Origin of the sequence: Moorena sp. SIO3H5 (assembly GCF_010692395.1) — a bacterium.
Lineage (GTDB): Bacteria > Cyanobacteriota > Cyanobacteriia > Cyanobacteriales > Coleofasciculaceae > Moorena.
The window spans coordinates 1-20,446 of sequence record NZ_JAAHHS010000107.1; the positions used below are offsets into that span (position 1 = coordinate 1).

Here is a 20,446-nt window from a genome sequence, read left to right on the forward strand (position 1 = left end):
TGTATGTCGATTTTCGGGGCATCGTTCGCGTACCGTCTCCAAAGGAGAAACCCCTCAATTTTTGAATAAAATAAGCTGAACGCGCACGCGTGGCCAACGGCCAACGGCACCTCAAGTAGCGTGAGCTTTTAGCCTCAGGGGGTGACAAGTTAATTGAAAATGTTACAGGGCTTAGGTTTTAGGGGTTAGGTGAAGCGGGAAGATTGCCCTTTCGGGATGGATTGATTCAAACTATCATTGACGTTGGATTGGTGAAAATTGCTTTAATTGCTGGCAATAGCAAATGACTCCGATCCGCTGATTTTACCCAACACCTAAAACCATTAACCTAGCACCTATCTAGGTTTGAGCTTTGTTGTCACCCCGTGAGCTTTTAGCTGATGGCTGACCGCTGATGGCTGACCGCTGACTGCTGACTCGAAAGAATACCGCATAATCTAAATCAACCGGCTTCAGTAGTAAGTTTCATGAATAACCAATTTCAAGCTCTATCCACCCCAAAAGATTTACCTCTCCTGCGACCTTTTCTGCTGGATTTGTTTTGTCAACTGGCTTACCAAGAGGGTGATTTTGTGCTTTCGTCGGGGCAGCGTAGCTCTTATTACATCAATGGTAAACAGGTTACCCTTAATGCTCAAGGAGCATTGGCAATAGGACGTTTGCTATTCTCAATGCTACCTGCTGATACTCAAGCTGTTGCTGGCTTAACTCTGGGTGCAGATCCCATAGTGAGTGCGGTTAGCATTGTTTCTGCCTTAGAAAACTGCCCTATCCCTGGTCTAATTATCCGCAAACAGCCAAAAGGTCATGGAACCAGGGCATACATAGAAGGGCCTTCTTTGCCCACAGGAGCCAAAGTAGTGGTATTAGAAGACGTGGTGACTACTGGGCAATCAGCCATGAAAGCCGTGGATCGCCTTAAGGAAGCCGGTTACCAGGTAGAGCTGGTAATAGCCCTGGTTGACCGGCTGCAAGGTGGAGCCGAGCTTTATCAGTCAGCTGGCCTAATGTTTAAAGCTCTCTTTTCGATTAACGCAATCCGAGAACACTACCAGGGTTCTCTTGATCAATCCAGTTGACTAATTAATTAGGTATGGCTCAGGCGGGATTTGAACCTGCGACCTCGGGCTTATGAGTCCCTTGCTCTAACCACTGAGCTACTGAGCCTTATCTTTAATCCTTATCTACTATAACATATCAATGCCAATAATTTCTATCATAATTCCTATTGTTTCAGCAGAAGTTTAGTTGACATACTGCGTGCGCACCCATCGAACGGCACAGATAAAGGGGTATACGGAAAAGGCAGAAGAAAAATAGGAAAGGTAATTCCTGCTTCAGACAACGACTTTCCCTTTAGCTCAAGGGGCTAAGGGTCATCATAAGTATTGTCAGAGAAGGTGAGGAAGAGTAGGAAAGTTCTCTATTGCTCACCTTACCCTTGACCTCTGTCTCCTCATGCGACCTATTGATTTTGCCGGATTGGGATACTTCCCTGGAAATCACTCTCTTACCGTTTTTTAGGCAAAAAGGCCATCGGATTGGCAGCTCCCCGACCTCTGGGATGAACCTCAAAGTGTAAGTGAGGACCAGTGCTATAACCTGTGCTACCCATAGCGGCAATTCGTTGACCTTGGCCAACCTGTTGTCCACGACGCACAAAAATTCGGCTGTTGTGGGCATAAAGGGTCAGACTGCCATCAGGATGCTTGATTTCCACCAATTTACCGTAACCACCTGAATTCCAACCAGCACTGACCACAACACCAGGGGCTGCTGCCATAATTGGTGTCCCAATGGGAGCGGCAATATCAATGCCCTTGTGCATCCGTCCCCAACGCCGACCATAACCTGAGGTAATCACACCATTACTTGGCCAGATATATCCGTTAAAGCGGTTAGGGCTATCTGGCAAGTACATATCTGGTTTAGACAGAGGTGGCACTCCTGGCGAAACAGGTTTTCCTACCGGTATGCGGATCATTGGGTTAAATCGTTCCGGTGGGGCAGGAGCTACAGCTATTCTTCTCGGTTGTGATACCTCAGGTGGAGGCACAGGAATGGCAATAGAACTGCGTCGAGTTTTCTGAGGTAGCTGAGGTCTTGGAATAGCAATAGGAGCCTGTGGAGCTGTCGGTGGCTGCGGTAATAATTGCCACTCTTTTGTACCGCTTGCTTGATTATTCTCAGGATTGAACTGGGGAGTGATCTCAACAGATTTAGACTCCTTATCTGAGGGATCAGCTGCCTCGTTAGTAGTAACTCCTAGGTTGATTGGCTTGCTTTCCTCTGGGCTGGTTTTATTCTCCCGGATTTCTTCTCGCATCTTGAGAATATCAGCCCTTAATTTTTCAACATAGGAGTTGCGCTGAGAGTTAATAGACTCTAAGGGCTGATTTTCATTTGAGGAAGTAGCCTGAGCTAACAGACCACTGTCTGAAGTCGATTGAGTCAGAATCGTCTCAGTTACCGGTTTTACTTTAGGTTTTTCCTGTATAGATAAGGATGTGACTTGATCTCGACTAGTAGAAGTCTTAACAGAGATAGTTCCTAAATCTAATGGTCGCGCTATTGCTTGCTTCCAAGATTGAGATTTCCGGCTGTTGCTAGATAGCAAGGTAACAGACGACTTTTGCTGATCGAATTTCCCAACTTGAGGAATTTTCAGCTGTTGATTAATTTCAATGAGGTTAGGATTATCTAGCTTATTGGCTAAGACTAGCTCTGAGCGGGATAAACCATAGCTACGGGCAATAGAATCGAGGGTTTCACCAGCTTTGACCTGGTGAAAAGAGTTGCCAGTAGATGACAGCCTAGTTCCCAGCACCACTGGCTGTGGTACATTGAGTTGGTCTATAGTTACCTTGGTTGTAGCCGATGCAATTGTTGGAGTACTGACCTTGACAACTGATGGTTTGACTGCCGATATGACAGTTGTTTCTGGAGTCGGTACTGGAATGACCACTGGTAGTGACCCAGATCTAGTTGATTGGGTTAAGGCTGGTGATACAGCAACTTTCGGCATTGGCTGTGGGAGCGCCGCCGGAGTTGTAGGTACAGTAACAATGGGTTGCGATGTTTCTGTTACTGAAGCCTCAGGTTTTAGCACTGCAGGGGGTAAAGTGTGTGGGCTAGAACCAAGGGTCCCTGATGCCAGTTGATAAGACTTATTAAACTCCTCGGACCTCAACTGAACCAGACTTTTGCTCAGACGGTTTCGATGTTTTTGGAGGCGCTTGAGGGCTAGGTCTTGTCTAGCTTTTAAAAGATTATTGGTTTTGTTGGAAACAGCGTGGGATGGATCCGTTGACAGGTTACCCAATTTTGAGACTGGTGCAGATGCTAGCAACTGTTTTGGCTGTAGACCCTCAGAGTTAGATGAGGCTTTGAGATGAGCACCCTTAACTTCACCAATGGTAGACTTCCTCGCTACTGGGAGAGTGTCATCGGTTTTGAGCTTGTTAAAGTTCGCTTTCGCGTAGCGGTGGCCTACGGCCTCCGCAAATTCTGGGGGTGAGGCTGGCTTTGATTCCACACTCCCTTGTTCCTGCTTAGCCGAGTTTGGCAATGAGGGGCTTGAAATAGCGGTAACTTTAAATTCGGCTGCTGGTAGATTCGTCCCACTTGGCTCAGGAGCAACTGGCTCGAATGCCATTGCTTCATCACCCTGTTGAGGTAATAGTAACCCTGATGCCCCCATGGAAATCGCCAATCCAAGCATGGCTGCTGAGGTACGAGCCTTACGGTTCACCTCAAGGGGAATTGCTGCACCGACCGGATGATTACTTGCAGGTAGTTTCGATGCCGAATCCGATGACTCTGCTGCACAGGTCGGAACATGATTGACCTTATCAGTAAGTGTTCCTTTCAAAAAAGTCCTCCTGGTGTTTGACGAGCGCTTAACAGTTCCTGATTGATTTTTTACCAGTCAATGATGTGACTCACTGCTAAAGTGTGATCCAAATCACATCTATTTGGGAGACTTAGCAAAGATTACCGTGCTTCTTTGATTTAGACAAGCTCACATGACTACTAAAAAATTTGTTCTTTTATGGCAATAGCTAGATACACCTTGAAGCCATTGATAGGTACTTATCCTTAGACAACTAGGTGGACAACATCCGATACCAGAGATATTGTCGGGATTGACTACGGCTGCCGTTCAGGATGGCTGCATATGCTGCATATATATGCATATAAAGTAACTGGCTAATCAAGCTTGCTCCGGGAAACCACCCTCAGTAACCCAAGAAAATCCAGCATATTTGCTGATTATTCTCTTTGAGCGCCATAAAAACAGCGATGGGAATCTCGAAGTAACTAACTGGTTACAGATGAACTCTACGCGAATTTTGGGTAAGACAACAACCGTAGAATCCTGTATCAACCGGCATATTAATCCTGGTGGGTTGCTAGTTGATGGTGCGCTCACAAAATCTTTCAAATCCTCCTTTTCTCTATTGATAGCTGGTTTGGTATATTTATCACTCGCCATTTGATATCAGCAAAATCTATCGGTAATTTCTCGGTAATCCTACTCTTTATGATAGAAATTTCTTATATGTGTTCGGTAATTTCAGTATTCTACATAGTTGAATTTTTGGTGAGTAATTTTACACAGACTAACTCATTCAACCAAGGTTCGTCTGGTCAGCTGTAGGCTGAACGTCCTTGATTTTACGGAAAGATACCTGCTTTTGAGGTCTTTCCCTGATTAAAACAGACTTGTCCGGCAAAACGTTTTCACAGAGTTTAACCCAATATAAAGATATAGTGATGGATTGATCAGCTAGGGAATTCACTGAGAAGGATTGTTTTTCACAAAAATTACACATTTATACAGACATTTCCTATTGACACCATCAGTAGAGGTGAAATTACGCATTTAAACTCTAGCTATAGTGTTTAAACCCCTGAAGGGGGATAAGTATGTTTTGAGTGGGGCGGACTCTTGCTCCCCATTTAATTTTTCTATGTTATAGCAGTCCTAAATGATTCGTGAAATATATTGGCTTAAAGTGTTCGCTATAACCTTTTTCCAGCAACGATTCCAGATTTGTCTGATTTTACAAATGATTTAGAATTGCTATAGTCCGGCAAGATGAGGACTAGGTAAACAACGACTTTAGTCGCCGTCGATATTTCTATTGACACCGGATTTAAGGAATGATATATTGAAATACTAAGGTTTTATTAAAAATAAACTGTTAAGCCTTAAACGTAAATCGATACAACTAAATCTATACAACTAAATCTATAAGCAAAATCTATACAACTAAATCTATACAAAAGAAATTTATATATAAAATTTATACAAATTATACAAATTGGACTGCTCATACCAACTAAAACTCGTAAGTCCTAATTATTAACACACAAAAAACCTATCCCAAGTAACCTAACTGACGCCTGGCCTCAAATAAGCCAAGGGCAGCACTGACGGAGAGATTTAAGCTGCGAACTCCCGGCTCGGCCATAGGGATAAAGACCTTAGCCTGACACGCATCTAAGACATGGGGAGGCAAACCTTGAGTTTCGCAGCCAAACAATAACCAGTCCTTGGGCTGAAACTGAAACTTAATATAGTTGTATGTTCCTCTCTTGGTAAAGCCAATCCATCGCCCCTCTTGCTTCTGGTGATAGCTGATAAATGCATCAAGAGAATCATGATATTTAAAATCTACATAAGGCCAATAATCTAGTCCTGCTCGTTTCAAGTAGCGATCGCTAATTTCAAAACCCAATGGACCCACTAAGTGCAATTGAGTAGTAGTGGCGGCGCAAGTTCGGGCAATATTGCCGGTATTCGGCGGAATTTGTGGGTTAATTAAGACAACTTTTACCATGAAACCCTTAATATCAAGTCTGATTGAATACCCATAATTAAGCGGAGTATGGGGAGATGGGGAGATGGGGAGATGGGGAGATGGGAGATGGGGAGGTGAGAGATGGGGAGATGGGGAGGTTGTTATTAAGCGATGCAGCGCGGTCTTGGGGAGGCAGCGCGGTCTTGGGGGTCTCCCCCATGAGCGACTGCCGTGGTTTCCCCCATGAGCGACTGCATCAAGACAGGGTAATTATCCTGAGATGATATAAAACCCCTGATTAGAAAACATATAAGCGATCGCATATTGGTATTTTAAGTGGTGACAACTAGCTTTAAAGCTTTACTGGGTATGGGGTGTGGGCAAACTGTGGACAAACTGGTGTCGGAAAGCGCACCTAAAAGATTTATTTGAATGAGTTCAAGGAATTCAGGTTCGAGGATCATTCGATATAGATCCTAAGTCATAGTACTATAGGCATACCTAAGGTCAATATTTTTTTCTGTATTTCAGATCACCTCTACCTAGTGATATAGATCATATATGTTTTTCTTATATTAGTTTTTGTTGAAGCATATATTAGATATTCTTATATTTCACACCATTTCACTTGGCAAAAAAATTATTCAATTGAGCTGGTTTTCTTTACAAAAACTCTAAAAAATTTAAAAAAATTCATAAAAAATGGCATCTTAATTGGAGGGTAGGGGGAATACTGATTCTCCCTACCCTCATAATTACAAGTTTAGTTATTAAATTGTAATTGAATAACAAAGCTGTTAGTCATTTATGCTACCAGAGACTGGCACAATTGATCTTCTAGTAGCGACTCTTGCTCAGCCATGGATTGAATGGCTTGAATCATGACTTGGCGAGGATCAACACCCACTGAATGAAGTTGTAACCATTGGGAAGCGGTGTTTCCTTCCCGTAGAATTTTCTTAATTGGTGAGAGGAAGCAACTAAAACCGTGTTTTTTCGCTACCGGCCAAACCTCTTGATACAGTTCCTCAATCCAATCTCTGGCCAAAATTAGTCTGCCATCCTCCCAATGTCTCAGTTGCGCATCCAAACTGGATTCAGCCGCAGCGATTTCATTGGCATCGGTGAGGGCAATCAAGTCAGCTGAACGGTTATTGGCAGGTATTGTACTTATCTCCAGGGGGTCAAGACTGGGATCATGAATCAGTTGGATTAGGCGTGCTTCCAATAGTGCCATAACCGCTAACAGGGCAATGGGATCGACCATTAAATCACAGATTCTCAGCTCTAGACGGTTGAGATCATAGGGGCGTCGGTTGCCATTGGGGCGCACAGAGGTCCAGAGATGACGGACATTAAACATGGTACCAGCAGCGATTTGCTCTTCATTCCACTGGATAAAGTGACGATGGCTTTCAAATAAAGGAACATCAGAGGGAGTTTTGGGAAACATTCCCCAGCGGGTGGAGTGATAGCCAGTGGTTTTACCGTCCAGAAAGGGGGAAGATGCACTCAGGGCTAGATATAGTGGAGCTTCCATTCGCACTAGACGACAAGCTCTCATCAGGATTTCTGGGTCAGAGATGCCCACATTGATATGGATGCTGGCAGTGACAACTTTAGTGCCGTAGGTGTTCTCAATGTAGGAATGGTAAGGATTATTGGGGTCAGAGCGGTAAAAACGTCCACTTCCACCTAAGGACAGGGTACTGCCGGGAATTATTGTATAGTTACCCAAGCTTTTTAAATACTGTCGCAGCTGTTGTCGGGGACGCACTAAGGCACATAAGAGACGGTCATAGCAACATAAAGGAGCAGTGGTGTATTCTACATTGCGCTGATCTGGCTCTCGGACAAATCCGTCGAGGGATGCAACAATCTGATCGGAAAAACCGACAATATCCCCTTCGGGAGTGCCGGTATACATTTCTACTTCAAAGCCTTTGGATAGCAGCACAGTTTTTTCTAATGGGGAATGGTAAATTAGGAATCGGGTGTAGCGTTGGCCGTAGCTCTAGGGAATGTATCTACCTTATCTAGCTATCAATCCTATTGATTACAACCAAAGAATTCCTCTGTCTTAAGTTTGCCATTAAAGCTGACACTGGCGATAGACCTGAAGAGCAGCACGGTAGAGTAAAGAATGGCGATAGATTAGGGCATCGAAATCATTACCGTAGCCACCACCAATAACACTAGCCACTGGGATACCAGCTGCTACACAGGTACTCAACACTTGCATATCCCGACGGTAAATTCCTGTGTCGGTCAAGGCTAATTTGCCCAAGCGGTCTTCTACATGGGGGTCAACTCCAGCATCGTAGAGGACTAAATTGGGTTTGAATCCTGAGAGTAAGTCCGGAAGATACTTGGCTAGGGTTTGTAGATAGGCATCATCATCCATTCCCTCTGGTAGGGGAACGTCTAAGTCACTTTTTTGTTTCTTGCTAGGGAAATTGACTTCACAGTGCATCGAAAAGGTGAAGACACTGTGGTCGTTTTGGAAGATAAAGGCGGTACCGTCTCCTTGGTGGACATCTAGGTCAACAATTAAAATTTTCTGAACTAGTCCCAGTTGTTGGAGCACACGGGATGCGATCGCTAAATCATTAAAGATACAAAACCCTGAGCCATAATTGGGAAAAGCATGATGGGTACCACCAGCAGTATTGAACGCTAATCCTTGATTCAGGGCGAGTTTAGCGGTGAGAATCGTACCACCTACGGCAGTACAGGTACGCTTTACTAACGCTGGACTCCAGGGTAAACCAATGCGTCGCACAGCTTTCGGGTCAAGGGTACCTTCACAGTAAGCTTGAACATAGGCGGGGGTGTGAACCAGGTGGAGCCACTCTAGTGGGGGACGCTCTGGAGTGTGGAATTGTTTAGGAGTGGCAATGCCTTCTTGTAGCAGTAGTTGGTAGAGTTTCCCAAATTTAGGCATGGGAAAGCGATGCCCGTCTGGCAGAGGTGCGACATAGTCCTGGTGATAGACGATTGGCAAGTTCATGATCAGACAGGGTTTTCCAGCTCGCTACACTTTTTTTTATAATCATCAACCAAATCAAAGGAAGCATAGCATGAATGACCCTTGGAATAATTTTAAGCAACAGCCTTGGCTACCTCTGTCGAAAGTAGCTGCCTTGACCACTGTGCTGGTAGCTGTTTTAGAGAACCTGTTTATATGGGGCTTGACTCAATCACAAATTTTCCGTCCTGTCTCCCTGCTACTATTTTCTAGACCCCTAGCAATCATCTGGTTTATGGCTGCGGCTATAGGAGTTGGGGTGTTAGGAGTTTATATTTGTGAACGTTGGCAGTCCCAGGTATTCCTGAAGACCTCTAGTCTCTGGGCTTTAGTGTTGTGCCTTATCGTCGGTTTATTGCTCAAGTCCCAACTTCCAATCCCTTTTGAGTTAGTTGGGTTTTCCATGAATGCTTTGATTGGAGTAATCCTAGGGGTCTTTTGGAAAGGTCGTCCTTACTGGCGTTATTGAAATTAATTGGGAATGAAGAATTTAGAATTTAGAATTTAGAATTTAGAATGAAGAATTTATAGCAACTGAAGTATAGTTTAGGACAAAGTATTTTGCTTGAAAGGGAGCAAAAATATTATGTGTTAAGCTTTACTTCGACTGCTATACCTTCTATCTTAGAGCTTCTACTTTCTATCTTAGAAATTTTACATGATACCTTGTTAATTATCAATTGTCAATTCTCAATTCTTAATTCTTAATTTTTAATTCTTAATTCTACATTCTATATACTGATTACTGTGACAAATCATCCCGCAATATTTCTAGATTCTGACGGTAGATTACAGTGTTAGGATGATTTGACCCTAACTTTCGTTCTGCAATATCCAATGCCTCGACAAAGAGGGGTTCGGCTTCATGGTAACGCCTCTGAGCTTGGTAGAGTAACCCCAGGTTGTGGAGAATGGATGCTACATGGGGATGGTCCTGACCCAGCAGCTTCTTTCTGATCTCCAAAGCCTGGACAAAGAGGGGTTCTGCCTCATGGTAGCGCCCCTGAGTATAGTGGAGTAATCCCAGGTTGTGGAGACTAGTGGCTACCGAGGGATGGTTCTGACCCAGCAGCTGCTTTCTCATGTCCAATGCCTGGACAATGAGGGGTTCCGCTTCATGGTAACGCCCCTGAGCTTGGTAGAGATATGCCAGGTTGGCTCGACTAGTGGCTACCGAGGGATGTTTTTGACCCAGCAGCTGCTTTCTCATGTCCAATGCCTGGACATAAAGGGGTTCCGCTTCATGGTAACGCCCCTGAGCTTGGTAGAGATATGCCAGGTTGTTGAGACTTTCAGCGACATGGGGATGGTCTTGACCCAGCAGCTGCTTTCTCATGTCCAATGCCTGGACATAAAGGGGTTCCGCTTCATGGTAACGCCCCTGAGTTCGGTAGAGATTTGCAAGGTTGTTGAGACTGGTTGCTACATGGGGATGGTCTTGACCCAGTAGCTGCTTTCTCATGTCCAAAGCCTGGACATAAAGGGGTTCCGCTTCATGGTAACGCCCCTGAACTTGGTAGAGTAATGCCAGGTTGTTGAGACTGAGTGCCACATCGCGATGTTCTTCTCCCAGGCGGCTTCTGGTTATCTCTAAACATTGCTCATACCAGGGTTCAGCCTGATCATAGGTACCTTGACCCTCAGAGAATCTTCCTAGGCCAACAAAGGGCTCTATTAAATCTTCATCCCTGAGCCAGTCAGTTAGGACTGTGGCAGCTTCGGCTAAATGAGGGATTGCCGGGCTAACTGCTGCAATCTGATCGCGAGTTGGGATATAAGGAATTTCTTTTGCCTTAGCCACCATTATCTTACAAAAGCTTTGCTTGTAGCTATCAGCCTCTGGTAATTGAGCCAGCTTGGTCAGGAAAAATTCTCGAATTAGTGGATGGAGCCGATAGGTTTGCTGTTCAGTCAGTTGCAACAGGTTCAGTTTCAGTAAACTGCGATTGGCCGTAGGCCACGCTTCGCGAACGCGTAATTCTTCCAATTCTTCTTGTTCTTCTTCCCAGTCATCTTCATCTTCAGTTTCGATAACACACTTCTGTACCAGTGACCACTCAAAAGGAGCAGAAGCAAACAGACTCAGACGACATCCCAACTGCTGGGCTTCTGGACAATCTTTCAAATCTTCCCAAGATAACTCAAAGGCTGCTGCTACTCCCAACTGGGCTGTCATTTCCCCTTCTTCTGTGGGATCAAGTAATGCTTTAGCTGCTAATTTCTTTTTCTCTAAACGTTTCTGAACTTTAGCAATGGTGAAGGTGGGATGTAGATCTAAATATCGTCTCACTAACTCCAAACCCAAAGGCAAATACCCCAACCATTCACATAAGGCTTCTGCTTCGGTTAGTTCCTTGTCAATGCGCTCTTTTGCAACAAGCTTACCTAAGAATTCTAATGCTCCTTCTCGGGATAGTACATCCAAGTCAATTCGTCGGTAAGAAGCCCCTGGACGCTGACGACTGGTGACCAGTACTTTGAAGCGGGAGTCAGCTGGAGGCAAATAGGGATGAATTGTTTCTTTGTAGTCATTGCCGAAAGAAGCGACATCATCCAGCACGATCAATACTGTTCCTTCTGGCCAATGTCTCCAGCAGTATCTTACCTGCTCCTTGAACTCTAGGTCATCTGGAATGGTTAATCCTAATTCCGTACGCCCAAAACTAACAACTTGAATCCCCAGATCTAGCCCGCGCACTGGAAACCAGCACCTACCACCAGGGTAGTTATCCTGATATCTCAAAGCATATTGTAGAGCTAATTCGGTTTTGCCCACACCGCCCATTCCGGCAATGGCAGAAATTGCTAATCGATCGGTCTTTTGAAGTTCCTGATGGAGCTGCTGAAGTTGATCGTCTCTACCCACAAAGTAGGGAGTGCCACTATTGATACTAATGTTAGTGGGAGGATTTAACGTTATCTGTTTTTTGGTGAGGCATTCCTCGATAAATTTCTTGACACCAAGATAGACCAAACTGTTTTGAGACTCTGGTTTGCATAGGTCAATATGGTGCTTTGGTATAGCAACCGGCTTCACTCCTTCAATGCCTGGGTTGGCACTATCTTTGTTTACAACCAAAATCCCTTTTACAGGCTGGGTTTCATAATAGACTTTTGTGACAATTTCTAGACTCCTAACGTTTTCTCTATACCACTCATTTAATTCCCGTAACTGAGAGTCATGAGCTTTTAATTCCTCTACACTGACGGTTGTTCGTGCTAAAACACCAATATTATTAATTAAATTAGCGAGATGAGTCCCAGTGTGGGGAGTAGCCAGAAATACTATGCCTTTAGTCTGCTCAATAATCCCTTTATAGTCATCAAAATTATTAGCACTACGAAGCATTTTTTTGACTAAAAGCCCGCCCATACTATGAGTAATAAATATTAATGGACGCTTACCCAGATTGCAGCTGTGTAACCAATCTAATAAATTACTAGCAAGATCGAAAAGGGGCATACTGCTGTTGCTTTTCCAGTGTGTCGCTTTCGCGTCATACCCAAAAGACCAGATGTTAAGACCTAGCTGCTCTTGTCCTAACCAAACTGGCCAAAAATTATCATCATTTATTGCATGCTGGGGATGCCACGTGCCTCTAGCTTCACCTCCCAATCCGTGAACAAACACCACATCTATACTGGCTTCTGAGTCCTCGCACCCTGATATTTTTATCAATCCCCTCGAATCACTCACCGATTAGCTTCCAGTTAACTATATAGCATTTACCAGTAGATACAGATAACCCTATTTTTATTTATTCTAATACAAAAAAATCTAGCTAACAGGGAGTAGGGAGCAGGGAGCAGGGAGCAGGGAACAGGGAACAGGGAACAGGGAACAGGGAACAGGGAACAGGGAACAGGGAACAGAGAGTAGGGGAAAAAGTTCTCACAATTTATTTTATATATCTATCACAATTTTGCGGATATATTTTATTTTTTTATTTCCTGTTTTCAAGGCGATCAGTAAATTAAAACCACAAAAAAACAAACGCTAATATTTTTACTATATTCCCTGTTTTCGATTATAAATTCTACTTGTTTGTGCGTTACGGGGCGGGTCCAATAATAGCTACAAAGTTTAAAATTATAGCCAGCCCCTAACGCACCATACGCACTAAATTATCAATTATTAATTCTTAATTGTTAATTCTTAATTCTATTCCATTACCCCTCAAAAAAAATCTAAAAACCCTTGACAAGTAAATTAATAATCGTTATGATTATATTTATAAATCTCAAAAGCAATTTTGAATTATGTCTGACAACTTTCGCCCAGATCCACAAAACAATCCTGAGGATATCACTCCTAGTAATACTCCTCAGGAACCTTCTCCAAAAAAATACCCCATTAAGCACATTCTGAAGGGTTCCCGCCGGGCAATAAACAACACAATGCATAGCCTTTATGCACGGGGTTACGCGGAAATCTCCGAGTGGAGCCCCCTTCAGCCGACGGGAATTTCTGGCGAATTCATCACCATGATGACCAAGTATTTAAATTTGGGTTAAACTATTAAATTATAGGGGGGGTAACCCCCCTGGCCAAAGTATCAGGTTTGTTCACGTAGCGTGACCTTTGGTCAATCCTATGGGATCATTTCTGGATTGGTTTAGAAAGTTGAGGCATAACTAAAAACTCCTAGCCGTGGAAGGTTTTCTGCGGCTATTTTTTTTTTGCTTATTATGTTTTAGGGCATTGGAAATTGGGAATCGGGAGTCGGGAGTCGGGAGTCGGGACAAAAATTTAGATGTCAATTACCCTTACTAGTAAACGCTATACTTCCTGATATCAATTAGCGACAATAATGGTACGATGGGTAAAGTAGTTGAATGTTTTCCCGTAGCGTCTCTTCCACAGAATCGCAATCAATTTCAGTTCACAAAAATTGTTTTATTGTGATTCATCTTTGGTGGGCAGTGCATACCTGGGTGTATCCCAGCCAATTAATCTGTCTAGTACACTGCCCACCCTACATCTGTTCTATTGTGATTCATCCTTGGTGGGCAGTGATTCATCCGTTGGTGGGCAGTGCATACCTAGGCAAACCCCAAGCCAATTAATCTTTCTGTGGCACTGCCCACCCTACATCTGTTCTATTGTGATTCATCCTTGGTGGGCAGTGCATACCTGGGTGTATACCAGCCAATTAATCTTTCTAGTACACTGCCCACCCTACATCTCCTCTCTACATCTCCTCCCGATTCCCGATTCCCGATTCCCGATTCCCGATTTCCAGCAGAGCTTACCAGACTCTACCTGAGTTTATGGGTTGACTGAGGGTTCCAGGCTCGGAGGCAGTAGTGGATTTTAAAACTGCGATCGCTTTTCCGTATTGAGGATCCTTGCTAGTGCCACGCCATCCCGGTTGATTAGATAGCTGTTGCCGTTGCTCAAGGGTCAACTCTTGGCGAATATCGGGCACAATTCCTTTCAAACTAATATCTTCACCACTGGGTAGGTAGTAACGAGAGACTGTCACCGTTAAACCCGAACCATCGGATAAGGAATGGACAGACTGGACAGCGGCTTTACCAAAGGTGCGAGAACCGATAACAGTAGCGCGTTTGTTATCTTTGAGAGCACCAGTTAAAATCTCACTAGCACTAGCAGAGTTACCATCCACTAGAATCGCTAAGGGCAGTTGGGTCAAGGCGGTTCGATTAGCGCTGTATGCTTGTTTACCACCGATCCGGTCTATAGTGCTAACAATTTCCCCTTCTTGCATCCACATCCGGGCAATTTCAATACTGGAAAAAAGTAATCCTCCTGGATTACCCCGCAGATCTAGCACATAAGCATTCACCTTCTGCTGATTTAGGTTACTAATTGCCCGTTGCATTTGTTCAGCTGCATGGGAACTAAATTCATTTAAGCTGATGTAACCCACGCGCAAATTCCCTTCCTCTTTGACGCTGTAACGAACAGAGGGAATTTCTATCTGAGCTCGGGTTAGTTCTATCTCAAAAATGCCCTCTCCTGGTCGGGCAATCCGCAGAGTCACTGATGACCCAACTTTACCCCGGATTAGTTCCGAGGCATCTTCGAGACTTAACCCTTTCGTAGCTTTGCTATCTACCGCTAAAATCCTATCCCCAGCTTGAAGACCTCCCTTAAACGCTGGGGAATTTTCAATCGGTTCAATGATTAACGGGGTCTCCGTCTGCTTTTCTATTTCCATGCGAATACCCACACCAGACAGTTCACCAACAGTTTGGTTTGTCAAGGCTTGGAACTGTTCTGGCACTAAAAAGCGGGTGTAGGGGTCTTCCAAGGTTTCTAGGGCTTTCCGAATCGCTTTATAGGCTTCTTCCTTTGAAGCGTAGCTTCTGCTCAGCAGTTCGTGCCTAGTCGCTTGCCAGTCAACTTGGTTAAAGGTGTTATCGACATATTCCCGATTGACAGTTTGCCAAACTTCATCAACAATCGTTTTAGGGCTATCCTGAAATGCTACAACCACAGAACTACCATTAATCGGTGTTGCCCAAGACCAAACTGCTGTGGTTGCGATCGCTCCAGTGAACAGAACACGTTTGAGTCGGGGGAAGTTTTTCAGGGATTGTCTCATGGATATAAGGCGGCAAATTACTTAATTAGTTAATTACTTGATTTATTTAGTTTTTTATAAATTCAACCATTATTGAGGTTTTTGTTGACCAGTTCTAGGATTGCCCACGGCTATGAGCTACTGAGACTACCTAGCTATTACTACTAATCCTACTGATGATAATAACCAAAAAAAATTATTTTATAGTTTTAGTTTTTGATATGATATAATAAGGGGATATTTTTATATTGGGTGATACGGCCAACTTAGCCACCAACTTTTAGTCACTAAGTTACTATAGAGACTATAGTTTTTAATAGACGATTTAATAATATAATTTTAATATACTGAAATCCAGCAACTATGGCAGAGTGCTGTTGTGCCAGTTGCAAAACTGAACTGCTCTGGCTACACATACTGCCATAGCGGACGCAAAATAATCACTGATTTAGCTGTCAGCTCAGGTTACCCGATCATGAGTCAAGCGCACCGAGGAAGTCGCGAGTCGGGGTGCAGCGCGGACCTTAAGGGGTTATTCCCATGAGCGACTGCATCGTAGCATGCCTATTGTCTTGAAAGGATAAGCAATATTGCTCAAAGGTTACTGAGAATTACTCTATCTTTTAAGCAGTAAGCTATCAGCCATTCCAGTAGCGTGGCCAAAAGACCAAGGCGAATGGCCAACTGCTGATCGCTGACTGCTGAGTGCTGATTATCTGTCTAACCACCAGCAACAGCTGTGACAATACTCACTTCATCGCCATTGTTGAGTTTTGTTTCTGTATTGTCCAACAAGCGGATATCTTCCCCGTTCACGTAGAGATTCAAGAATCGACGGGGTTTACCCTTCTCATCGCACAGTTTTTGTTTAATGCCAGGACAATTACTTTCCAGGGATTCGATCAGTTCAGAAACATTCGTTCCCTCGCATTCTACTGTTGATTTCTCTTGGGTATATTTTTGCAGAGGAGTAGGAATTAAAACTTTTACAGCCATAATCAATATCGTGTTATCTTGCTTTGAATTCTCAATTTTGGAGCTTGAATGGTAAGCAATCAGCTATTAGCTATCAGCCATCAGCTATCAGCTTAAGCGCTACGCGCACGCTACGCGAACAGCTATCAGCTATCAGCTATCAGCTTAAGCGCTACGCGCACGCTACGCGAACAGCTATCAGCTATCAGTTATCAGTTATCAGTTATCAGTTATCAGCTTAAGCGCTACGCGCACGCTACGCGAACAGCTATCAGTTCTCAGCTTATTATGGTTTATCACAGGCTAGAAGCCTGTGCCACCACGCTGTCTTGATGCAGTCGCTCATGGGGGAGACCCCCTTTGGCGGCGCTGCATCGCTACTAGATCGATGCTTTTGAATAAAATCAGCTGACCGCTGACTGCTGACTGCTGACTGCTGACTGCTGACTGCTGACTGCTGACTGCTGACCACTGACCACTGACTGCTGAGAGCTTAAACTAAAACTTGCTGCCATTCCAAACGCTCTAGGGTGTTAGCCCGCTCATATGCTTTCTCGAAATTGTCTAGTTTTGGTTCAATCACAAACGGTTGACCCACATAGCCTTGAACTGCTTCTTGGGTCTTCAAGCCATTACCAGTGATGTAGGCTACGGTAGTTTCATCGGGGTCAATTTTACCAGCTTCTACCAGCTTCTTGAGTACAGCAATTGTAGTACCACCTGCGGTTTCGGTGAAGATTCCTTCCGTTTCTGCCAGCAACTTCATCCCTTCGATAATTTCTGCATCAGTGACGGACTCAATGTTTCCCTTAGTTTTCTGAGCTATTTCTAAAGCGTAGACGGCGTCGGCTGGGTTCCCAATCGCAATGGATTTAGCAATAGTGTTGGGCTTGACTGGAGTAATGAAGTCGCGTCCTTCTTTGAAAGCTTGAGCGATTGGGGAGCAACCTTCTGCTTGAGCACCACTGAAGCGCACTGATTTATCTTCTACTAGACCGACTTTGATGAATTCTTGGAAGCCTTTGTAGATTTTGGTGTATAGGGAACCTGATGCCAAGGGAGCAACAATATGATCCGGTAGTTGCCAACCTAGTTGTTCAGCCACTTCAAAGCCCAGAGTTTTAGAGCCTTCTGAATAGTAGGGACGTAGGTTAATGTTCACAAATCCCCAACCGTGGCTGTTAGCTACTTCACAACAGAGGCGGTTGACTTGGTCGTAGTTGCCTTTGACTGCCATTAATGTAGGGTTGTAAATCAGAGTGCCCATCACTTTACCCGCTTCCAGGTCAGCAGGGATAAACACGCAGCAGTCGAGTCCAGCATGGGCTGCGATCGCAGCAGTAGAATTCGCTAAGTTTCCCGTACTAGCACAGGATACCGTTGAGAAGCCTAACTCCCGTGCTCTACTTAGAGCTACTGATACCACCCGGTCTTTGAAGCTGAGGGTGGGCATGTTGACCGCATCATTTTTAATGTAGAGATTTTTTAACCCTAAGCGTCTAGCCAAGCGAGTCGATTTCACTAAGGGAGTCATTCCCGTACCAACATCAATATAGTTATCAGTGGCAAGGGGTAAGAAAGAACGATAGCGCCAGATGGATTTCGGACCTGCCTCAATGCTCTGCCTAGTTACATTGCTTCTGAGGATACTGTAGTCGTATTTTACTTCCAACGGACCAAAGCATTCCTCACAAACGTGCATTGCCTTGGGCTCATACTCCGCACCACACTCTTTACACTTCAACTTGGTAAATGCGGTAGATGTCTGGGTTTTGGGAGTAATTGTGGCTTGGCTCATGGGTATATCTCTGAATTACGCTCTCTAATTACGTTCAGTCAAGACTTGATTAAAAGTAACATACCTCAAAATGCACGTCAAACATACCCGACTTTTTTAGTCGGGATTAATTGCAGCCCTTAAAGACTCATCATTAAGCAGTCAAAATTGCTGTCAAGTAGAATACAACGGTTTAGTGCGATTAGTGATATTAGGCTGTTTATAGCCAAGAGGCAAGAGGCAAAAGGCAAGAGGCAAGAGTAATTCCCCCGATTCCCGATTCCCGATTCCCGATTCCCGATTCCCGATTCCCGACTCCCGACTCCCGACTCCCGACTCCCTAGTAGCGCTGCTGGAAACCGTTATAGTATCTTTCCGAAAACCGAAAATCATTTCTAATCCCTGACTATTCGATTAACTATTCCATGGGCAAGATCGCCAAAACACATAAATTCATCATCATTTGCCTGACTACGCTAATTTTTATTAGTGCTGGCAGCGCCTTTGCTCAAGACAAAGTTATCTTTAGCAAAAAAGATATCTTTCATCCCGTTATCGCTAACAACGGTATGGTTTCCTCTCAAGAACGCTATGCCTCAGAAGCTGGTTTAGCGGTTTTAAAAGAAGGTGGCAATGCTGTTGATGCTGCGGTAACCATTGGGTTTACCCTAGCGGTAACCTTACCGCGAGCTGGCAATCTCGGTGGCGGTGGCTTTATGCTCTTGCATCTAGCCAAGGATAACCAAACCATTGCTATTGATTATCGGGAGAAAGCACCACTAGCTGCTACTGGTGATATGTTTCTGGATAGTAATGGTGAGGTTGACCCAGAAAAGTCTCGATACAGTTATTTATCTGTAGGTGTTCCTGGTACCGTAGCTGGGTTAACCATGGCACTAGAAAAATACGGCACTATTTCCTTAGAACGCGCATTACAACCAGCTATAGAATTAGCAGAAAAAGGGTTCCCAGTTTCTGAAGATTTGCTCAGCTCTCTGAGAGAGTATAAGCAGCGAATGCAGGCTTCTGAAGCGAGTATGGCTATTTTTTATAAGCCAGGGGGCGTGCCTTATCAGGTAGGGGAAATCTTGGTACAAAAGGATTTAGCCCGTAGTTTAAAGCTGATTGCTAAACATGGTGCTAAAGCTTTTTATGAAGGTGCGATCGCATCCGCTATCGTAGCAGACATGGAAGCCAATGGTGGTCTGATTACCAAAAAGGATTTAGCGACCTATAAACCGGTGATTCGAGATCCGATTCGGGGCACTTATCGGGGCTATGAGATTTATTCTATGCCACCTCCAAGTTCTGGAGGTATCCATCTAGTCCAGATGTTGAATACCTTAGAAGCTTTTCCGATTCGGAAACTGGGACATAATACTGCCCAAACCATTCATTTAATGACGGAAAGTATGAAGTTAGCTTATGCTGACCGTTCTAAATTTTTAGGAGATCCTGACTTTGTTCCCGTTCCCGTTGCTGAATTAACCTCTAAAACCTATGCTGAACGAATCAGTCAACGGATTAATCCCTATCGAGCAACTCCCAGTTCAGAAATTGCGCCTGGTAATATTACTCAACCGATAGAAAGCAATGATACTACCCATTATTCAGTGATGGATAAGTATGGCAATGCTGTTGCTAATACCTACACTTTAAATTTCACCTATGGCAGTACAATTACAGTACCGGGAACAGGTATTCTCCTCAACAATGAAATGGATGATTTTTCAGCTAAGCCAGGAGTACCTAATGCTTTTGGATTAACTGGAGCAGAATTCAATGGGATAGAACCGGAAAAAAGGATGCTCAGTTCTATGACCCCAACAATTGTGCTCAAAGATAGTAAGCCTTATCTGGTCACTGGCACTCCAGGGGGGAGTAAGATTATTACCACCGTTTTGCAATTGATTATGAATGTAATTGATCACCAGCTCAATATTGCTACAGCTACTAATGCCATTCGGATACATCATCAATGGTTACCAGATAACCTTTTTGTAGAACAGGGTTTCAATAGTGATACAATCCAATTATTAAAGTATAAAGGATATAAGATTTCAGTAGATGATTCTATGGGGAGTACCCAGAGTATTATGTACATTAACAATTCCTTTGAAGGTGCATCTGATCCTCGCCGACCTGGTGCCTTAACCTTAGGTTATTAACATAGCATTTACCTGAGCAATCCCTGTAGGAATTTTGGGAATTTTGGATCGTAAGTTCCCTACTCCCGTCTTGATGCAGTCGCTCATGGGGGGAACCCCCAAGACCGCGCTGCATCGCTACTCCCTACTCCCTACTCCCT

17 protein-coding genes and 1 tRNA gene are annotated in these 20,446 nt (G+C 44.1%); 7 read left to right on the forward strand and 11 right to left on the reverse strand.

Features of this window, described 5'->3' with window-relative positions; genetic code table 11:
- Window positions 1-467 precede the first annotated feature (467 nt).
- The gene (pyrE, locus tag F6K52_RS14265; protein WP_293078594.1) at window positions 468-1,079 is read left to right on the forward strand and encodes an orotate phosphoribosyltransferase; all 612 of its coding nucleotides are present in this window, start codon (window positions 468-470) and stop codon (window positions 1,077-1,079) included.
- A 15-nt stretch (window positions 1,080-1,094) separates the two neighbouring features.
- On the opposite strand, the gene F6K52_RS14270 is transcribed toward pyrE, so the two are convergent.
- A tRNA-Met gene (locus F6K52_RS14270) sits at window positions 1,095-1,167 on the reverse strand.
- Between the two features lie 343 nt (window positions 1,168-1,510).
- Entirely contained in the window at window positions 1,511-3,871 is a 2,361-nt protein-coding gene (locus F6K52_RS14275) for a peptidoglycan DD-metalloendopeptidase family protein (protein ID WP_293078596.1), read from the reverse strand.
- Window positions 3,872-4,265: 394 nt separating this feature from the next.
- On the opposite strand from F6K52_RS14275, the gene F6K52_RS14280 reads away from it, so the two are divergent.
- Window positions 4,266-4,499: a hypothetical protein gene (locus F6K52_RS14280; protein WP_293078598.1), complete on the forward strand. Its 234-nt coding sequence runs from the start codon at window positions 4,266-4,268 to the stop codon at window positions 4,497-4,499.
- 885 nt (window positions 4,500-5,384) lie between these two features.
- Here the strand turns inward: F6K52_RS14280 and trmL are convergent.
- On the reverse strand, window positions 5,385-5,846 hold the full coding sequence (gene trmL / locus F6K52_RS14285; RefSeq protein ID WP_293078600.1) for a tRNA (uridine(34)/cytosine(34)/5-carboxymethylaminomethyluridine(34)-2'-O)-methyltransferase TrmL: 462 nt from the start codon (window positions 5,844-5,846) through the stop codon (window positions 5,385-5,387).
- Window positions 5,847-5,902: 56 nt separating this feature from the next.
- Between trmL and F6K52_RS14290 the strand changes: the two genes are divergently transcribed.
- A complete protein-coding gene (locus F6K52_RS14290; protein WP_293078602.1) occupies window positions 5,903-6,091 on the forward strand; it encodes a hypothetical protein in 189 nt (62 codons plus the stop codon).
- Window positions 6,092-6,612: 521 nt separating this feature from the next.
- On the opposite strand, the gene gshA is transcribed toward F6K52_RS14290, so the two are convergent.
- Window positions 6,613-7,764 carry a glutamate--cysteine ligase gene (gshA, locus tag F6K52_RS14295; RefSeq protein ID WP_293078605.1) on the reverse strand — a complete coding sequence of 384 codons (1,152 nt, stop codon included), beginning with the start codon at window positions 7,762-7,764 and terminating at the stop codon, window positions 6,613-6,615.
- Window positions 7,765-7,899: 135 nt separating this feature from the next.
- Entirely contained in the window at window positions 7,900-8,817 is a 918-nt protein-coding gene (locus F6K52_RS14300) for a histone deacetylase (RefSeq protein WP_293078607.1), read from the reverse strand.
- A 70-nt stretch (window positions 8,818-8,887) separates the two neighbouring features.
- On the opposite strand from F6K52_RS14300, the gene F6K52_RS14305 reads away from it, so the two are divergent.
- Window positions 8,888-9,304: a peptide chain release factor 1 gene (locus F6K52_RS14305; protein ID WP_293078609.1), complete on the forward strand. Its 417-nt coding sequence runs from the start codon at window positions 8,888-8,890 to the stop codon at window positions 9,302-9,304.
- Window positions 9,305-9,577: 273 nt separating this feature from the next.
- On the opposite strand, the gene F6K52_RS14310 is transcribed toward F6K52_RS14305, so the two are convergent.
- Entirely contained in the window at window positions 9,578-12,532 is a 2,955-nt protein-coding gene (locus F6K52_RS14310; RefSeq protein ID WP_293078611.1) for a tetratricopeptide repeat protein, read from the reverse strand.
- A 563-nt stretch (window positions 12,533-13,095) separates the two neighbouring features.
- Here F6K52_RS14310 and F6K52_RS14315 point away from each other — a divergent pair.
- Entirely contained in the window at window positions 13,096-13,350 is a 255-nt protein-coding gene (locus F6K52_RS14315) for a hypothetical protein (RefSeq protein ID WP_293078613.1), read from the forward strand.
- 120 nt (window positions 13,351-13,470) lie between these two features.
- Here F6K52_RS14315 and F6K52_RS14320 read toward each other — a convergent pair whose 3' ends face one another.
- Window positions 13,471-13,596 (reverse strand): hypothetical protein, encoded by a 126-nt coding sequence (locus F6K52_RS14320; RefSeq protein WP_293078615.1) that lies wholly within the window; start codon window positions 13,594-13,596, stop codon window positions 13,471-13,473.
- Window positions 13,597-13,751: 155 nt separating this feature from the next.
- Here F6K52_RS14320 and F6K52_RS14325 point away from each other — a divergent pair, with 155 nt between their 5' ends.
- Window positions 13,752-14,102 carry a hypothetical protein gene (locus F6K52_RS14325; protein ID WP_293078617.1) on the forward strand — a complete coding sequence of 117 codons (351 nt, stop codon included), beginning with the start codon at window positions 13,752-13,754 and terminating at the stop codon, window positions 14,100-14,102.
- Here the strand turns inward: F6K52_RS14325 and ctpB are convergent.
- From ctpB to F6K52_RS14345, 4 genes are all read right to left on the reverse strand, one after another.
- Entirely contained in the window at window positions 14,085-15,407 is a 1,323-nt protein-coding gene (gene ctpB, locus F6K52_RS14330) for a carboxyl-terminal processing protease CtpB (RefSeq protein ID WP_293078619.1), read from the reverse strand. The two genes, F6K52_RS14325 and ctpB, sit on opposite strands and share 18 nt — an antisense overlap.
- 699 nt (window positions 15,408-16,106) lie before the next feature.
- Window positions 16,107-16,382 (reverse strand): MoaD/ThiS family protein, encoded by a 276-nt coding sequence (locus F6K52_RS14335; protein WP_293078622.1) that lies wholly within the window; start codon window positions 16,380-16,382, stop codon window positions 16,107-16,109.
- Window positions 16,383-16,854: 472 nt separating this feature from the next.
- Window positions 16,855-18,159, reverse strand: a complete 1,305-nt coding sequence (thrC, locus tag F6K52_RS14340) for a threonine synthase (RefSeq protein WP_293078624.1) — start codon at window positions 18,157-18,159, stop codon at window positions 16,855-16,857.
- A gap of 153 nt (window positions 18,160-18,312) precedes the next feature.
- Entirely contained in the window at window positions 18,313-18,531 is a 219-nt protein-coding gene (locus tag F6K52_RS14345; protein ID WP_293078626.1) for a hypothetical protein, read from the reverse strand.
- A gap of 32 nt (window positions 18,532-18,563) precedes the next feature.
- Here F6K52_RS14345 and ggt point away from each other — a divergent pair, with 32 nt between their 5' ends.
- Complete coding sequence (gene ggt, locus F6K52_RS14350) at window positions 18,564-20,306, forward strand: gamma-glutamyltransferase (protein WP_293078628.1); 1,743 nt, start codon at window positions 18,564-18,566, stop codon at window positions 20,304-20,306.
- Window positions 20,307-20,446: the final 140 nt, after the last annotated feature.

Excerpts from the sequence above, each read along its gene's own strand:
- F6K52_RS14290 (WP_293078602.1), top strand. The coding sequence starts at position 5,903 with ATGGGGAGATGGGGAGATGGGGAGATGGGAGATGGGGAGGTGAGAGAT.
- F6K52_RS14345 (WP_293078626.1), bottom strand. The coding sequence starts at position 18,531 with ATGATTTTCGGTTTTCGGAAAGATACTATAACGGTTTCCAGCAGCGCT.
- F6K52_RS14305 (WP_293078609.1), top strand. The coding sequence starts at position 8,888 with ATGAATGACCCTTGGAATAATTTTAAGCAACAGCCTTGGCTACCTCTG.
- ggt (WP_293078628.1), top strand. The coding sequence starts at position 18,564 with ATGGGCAAGATCGCCAAAACACATAAATTCATCATCATTTGCCTGACT.
- trmL (WP_293078600.1), bottom strand. The coding sequence starts at position 5,846 with ATGGTAAAAGTTGTCTTAATTAACCCACAAATTCCGCCGAATACCGGC.
- F6K52_RS14335 (WP_293078622.1), bottom strand. The coding sequence starts at position 16,382 with ATGGCTGTAAAAGTTTTAATTCCTACTCCTCTGCAAAAATATACCCAA.
- thrC (WP_293078624.1), bottom strand. The coding sequence starts at position 18,159 with ATGAGCCAAGCCACAATTACTCCCAAAACCCAGACATCTACCGCATTT.
- ctpB (WP_293078619.1), bottom strand. The coding sequence starts at position 15,407 with ATGAGACAATCCCTGAAAAACTTCCCCCGACTCAAACGTGTTCTGTTC.
- pyrE (WP_293078594.1), top strand. The coding sequence starts at position 468 with ATGAATAACCAATTTCAAGCTCTATCCACCCCAAAAGATTTACCTCTC.
- F6K52_RS14300 (WP_293078607.1), bottom strand. The coding sequence starts at position 8,817 with ATGAACTTGCCAATCGTCTATCACCAGGACTATGTCGCACCTCTGCCA.
- F6K52_RS14315 (WP_293078613.1), top strand. The coding sequence starts at position 13,096 with ATGTCTGACAACTTTCGCCCAGATCCACAAAACAATCCTGAGGATATC.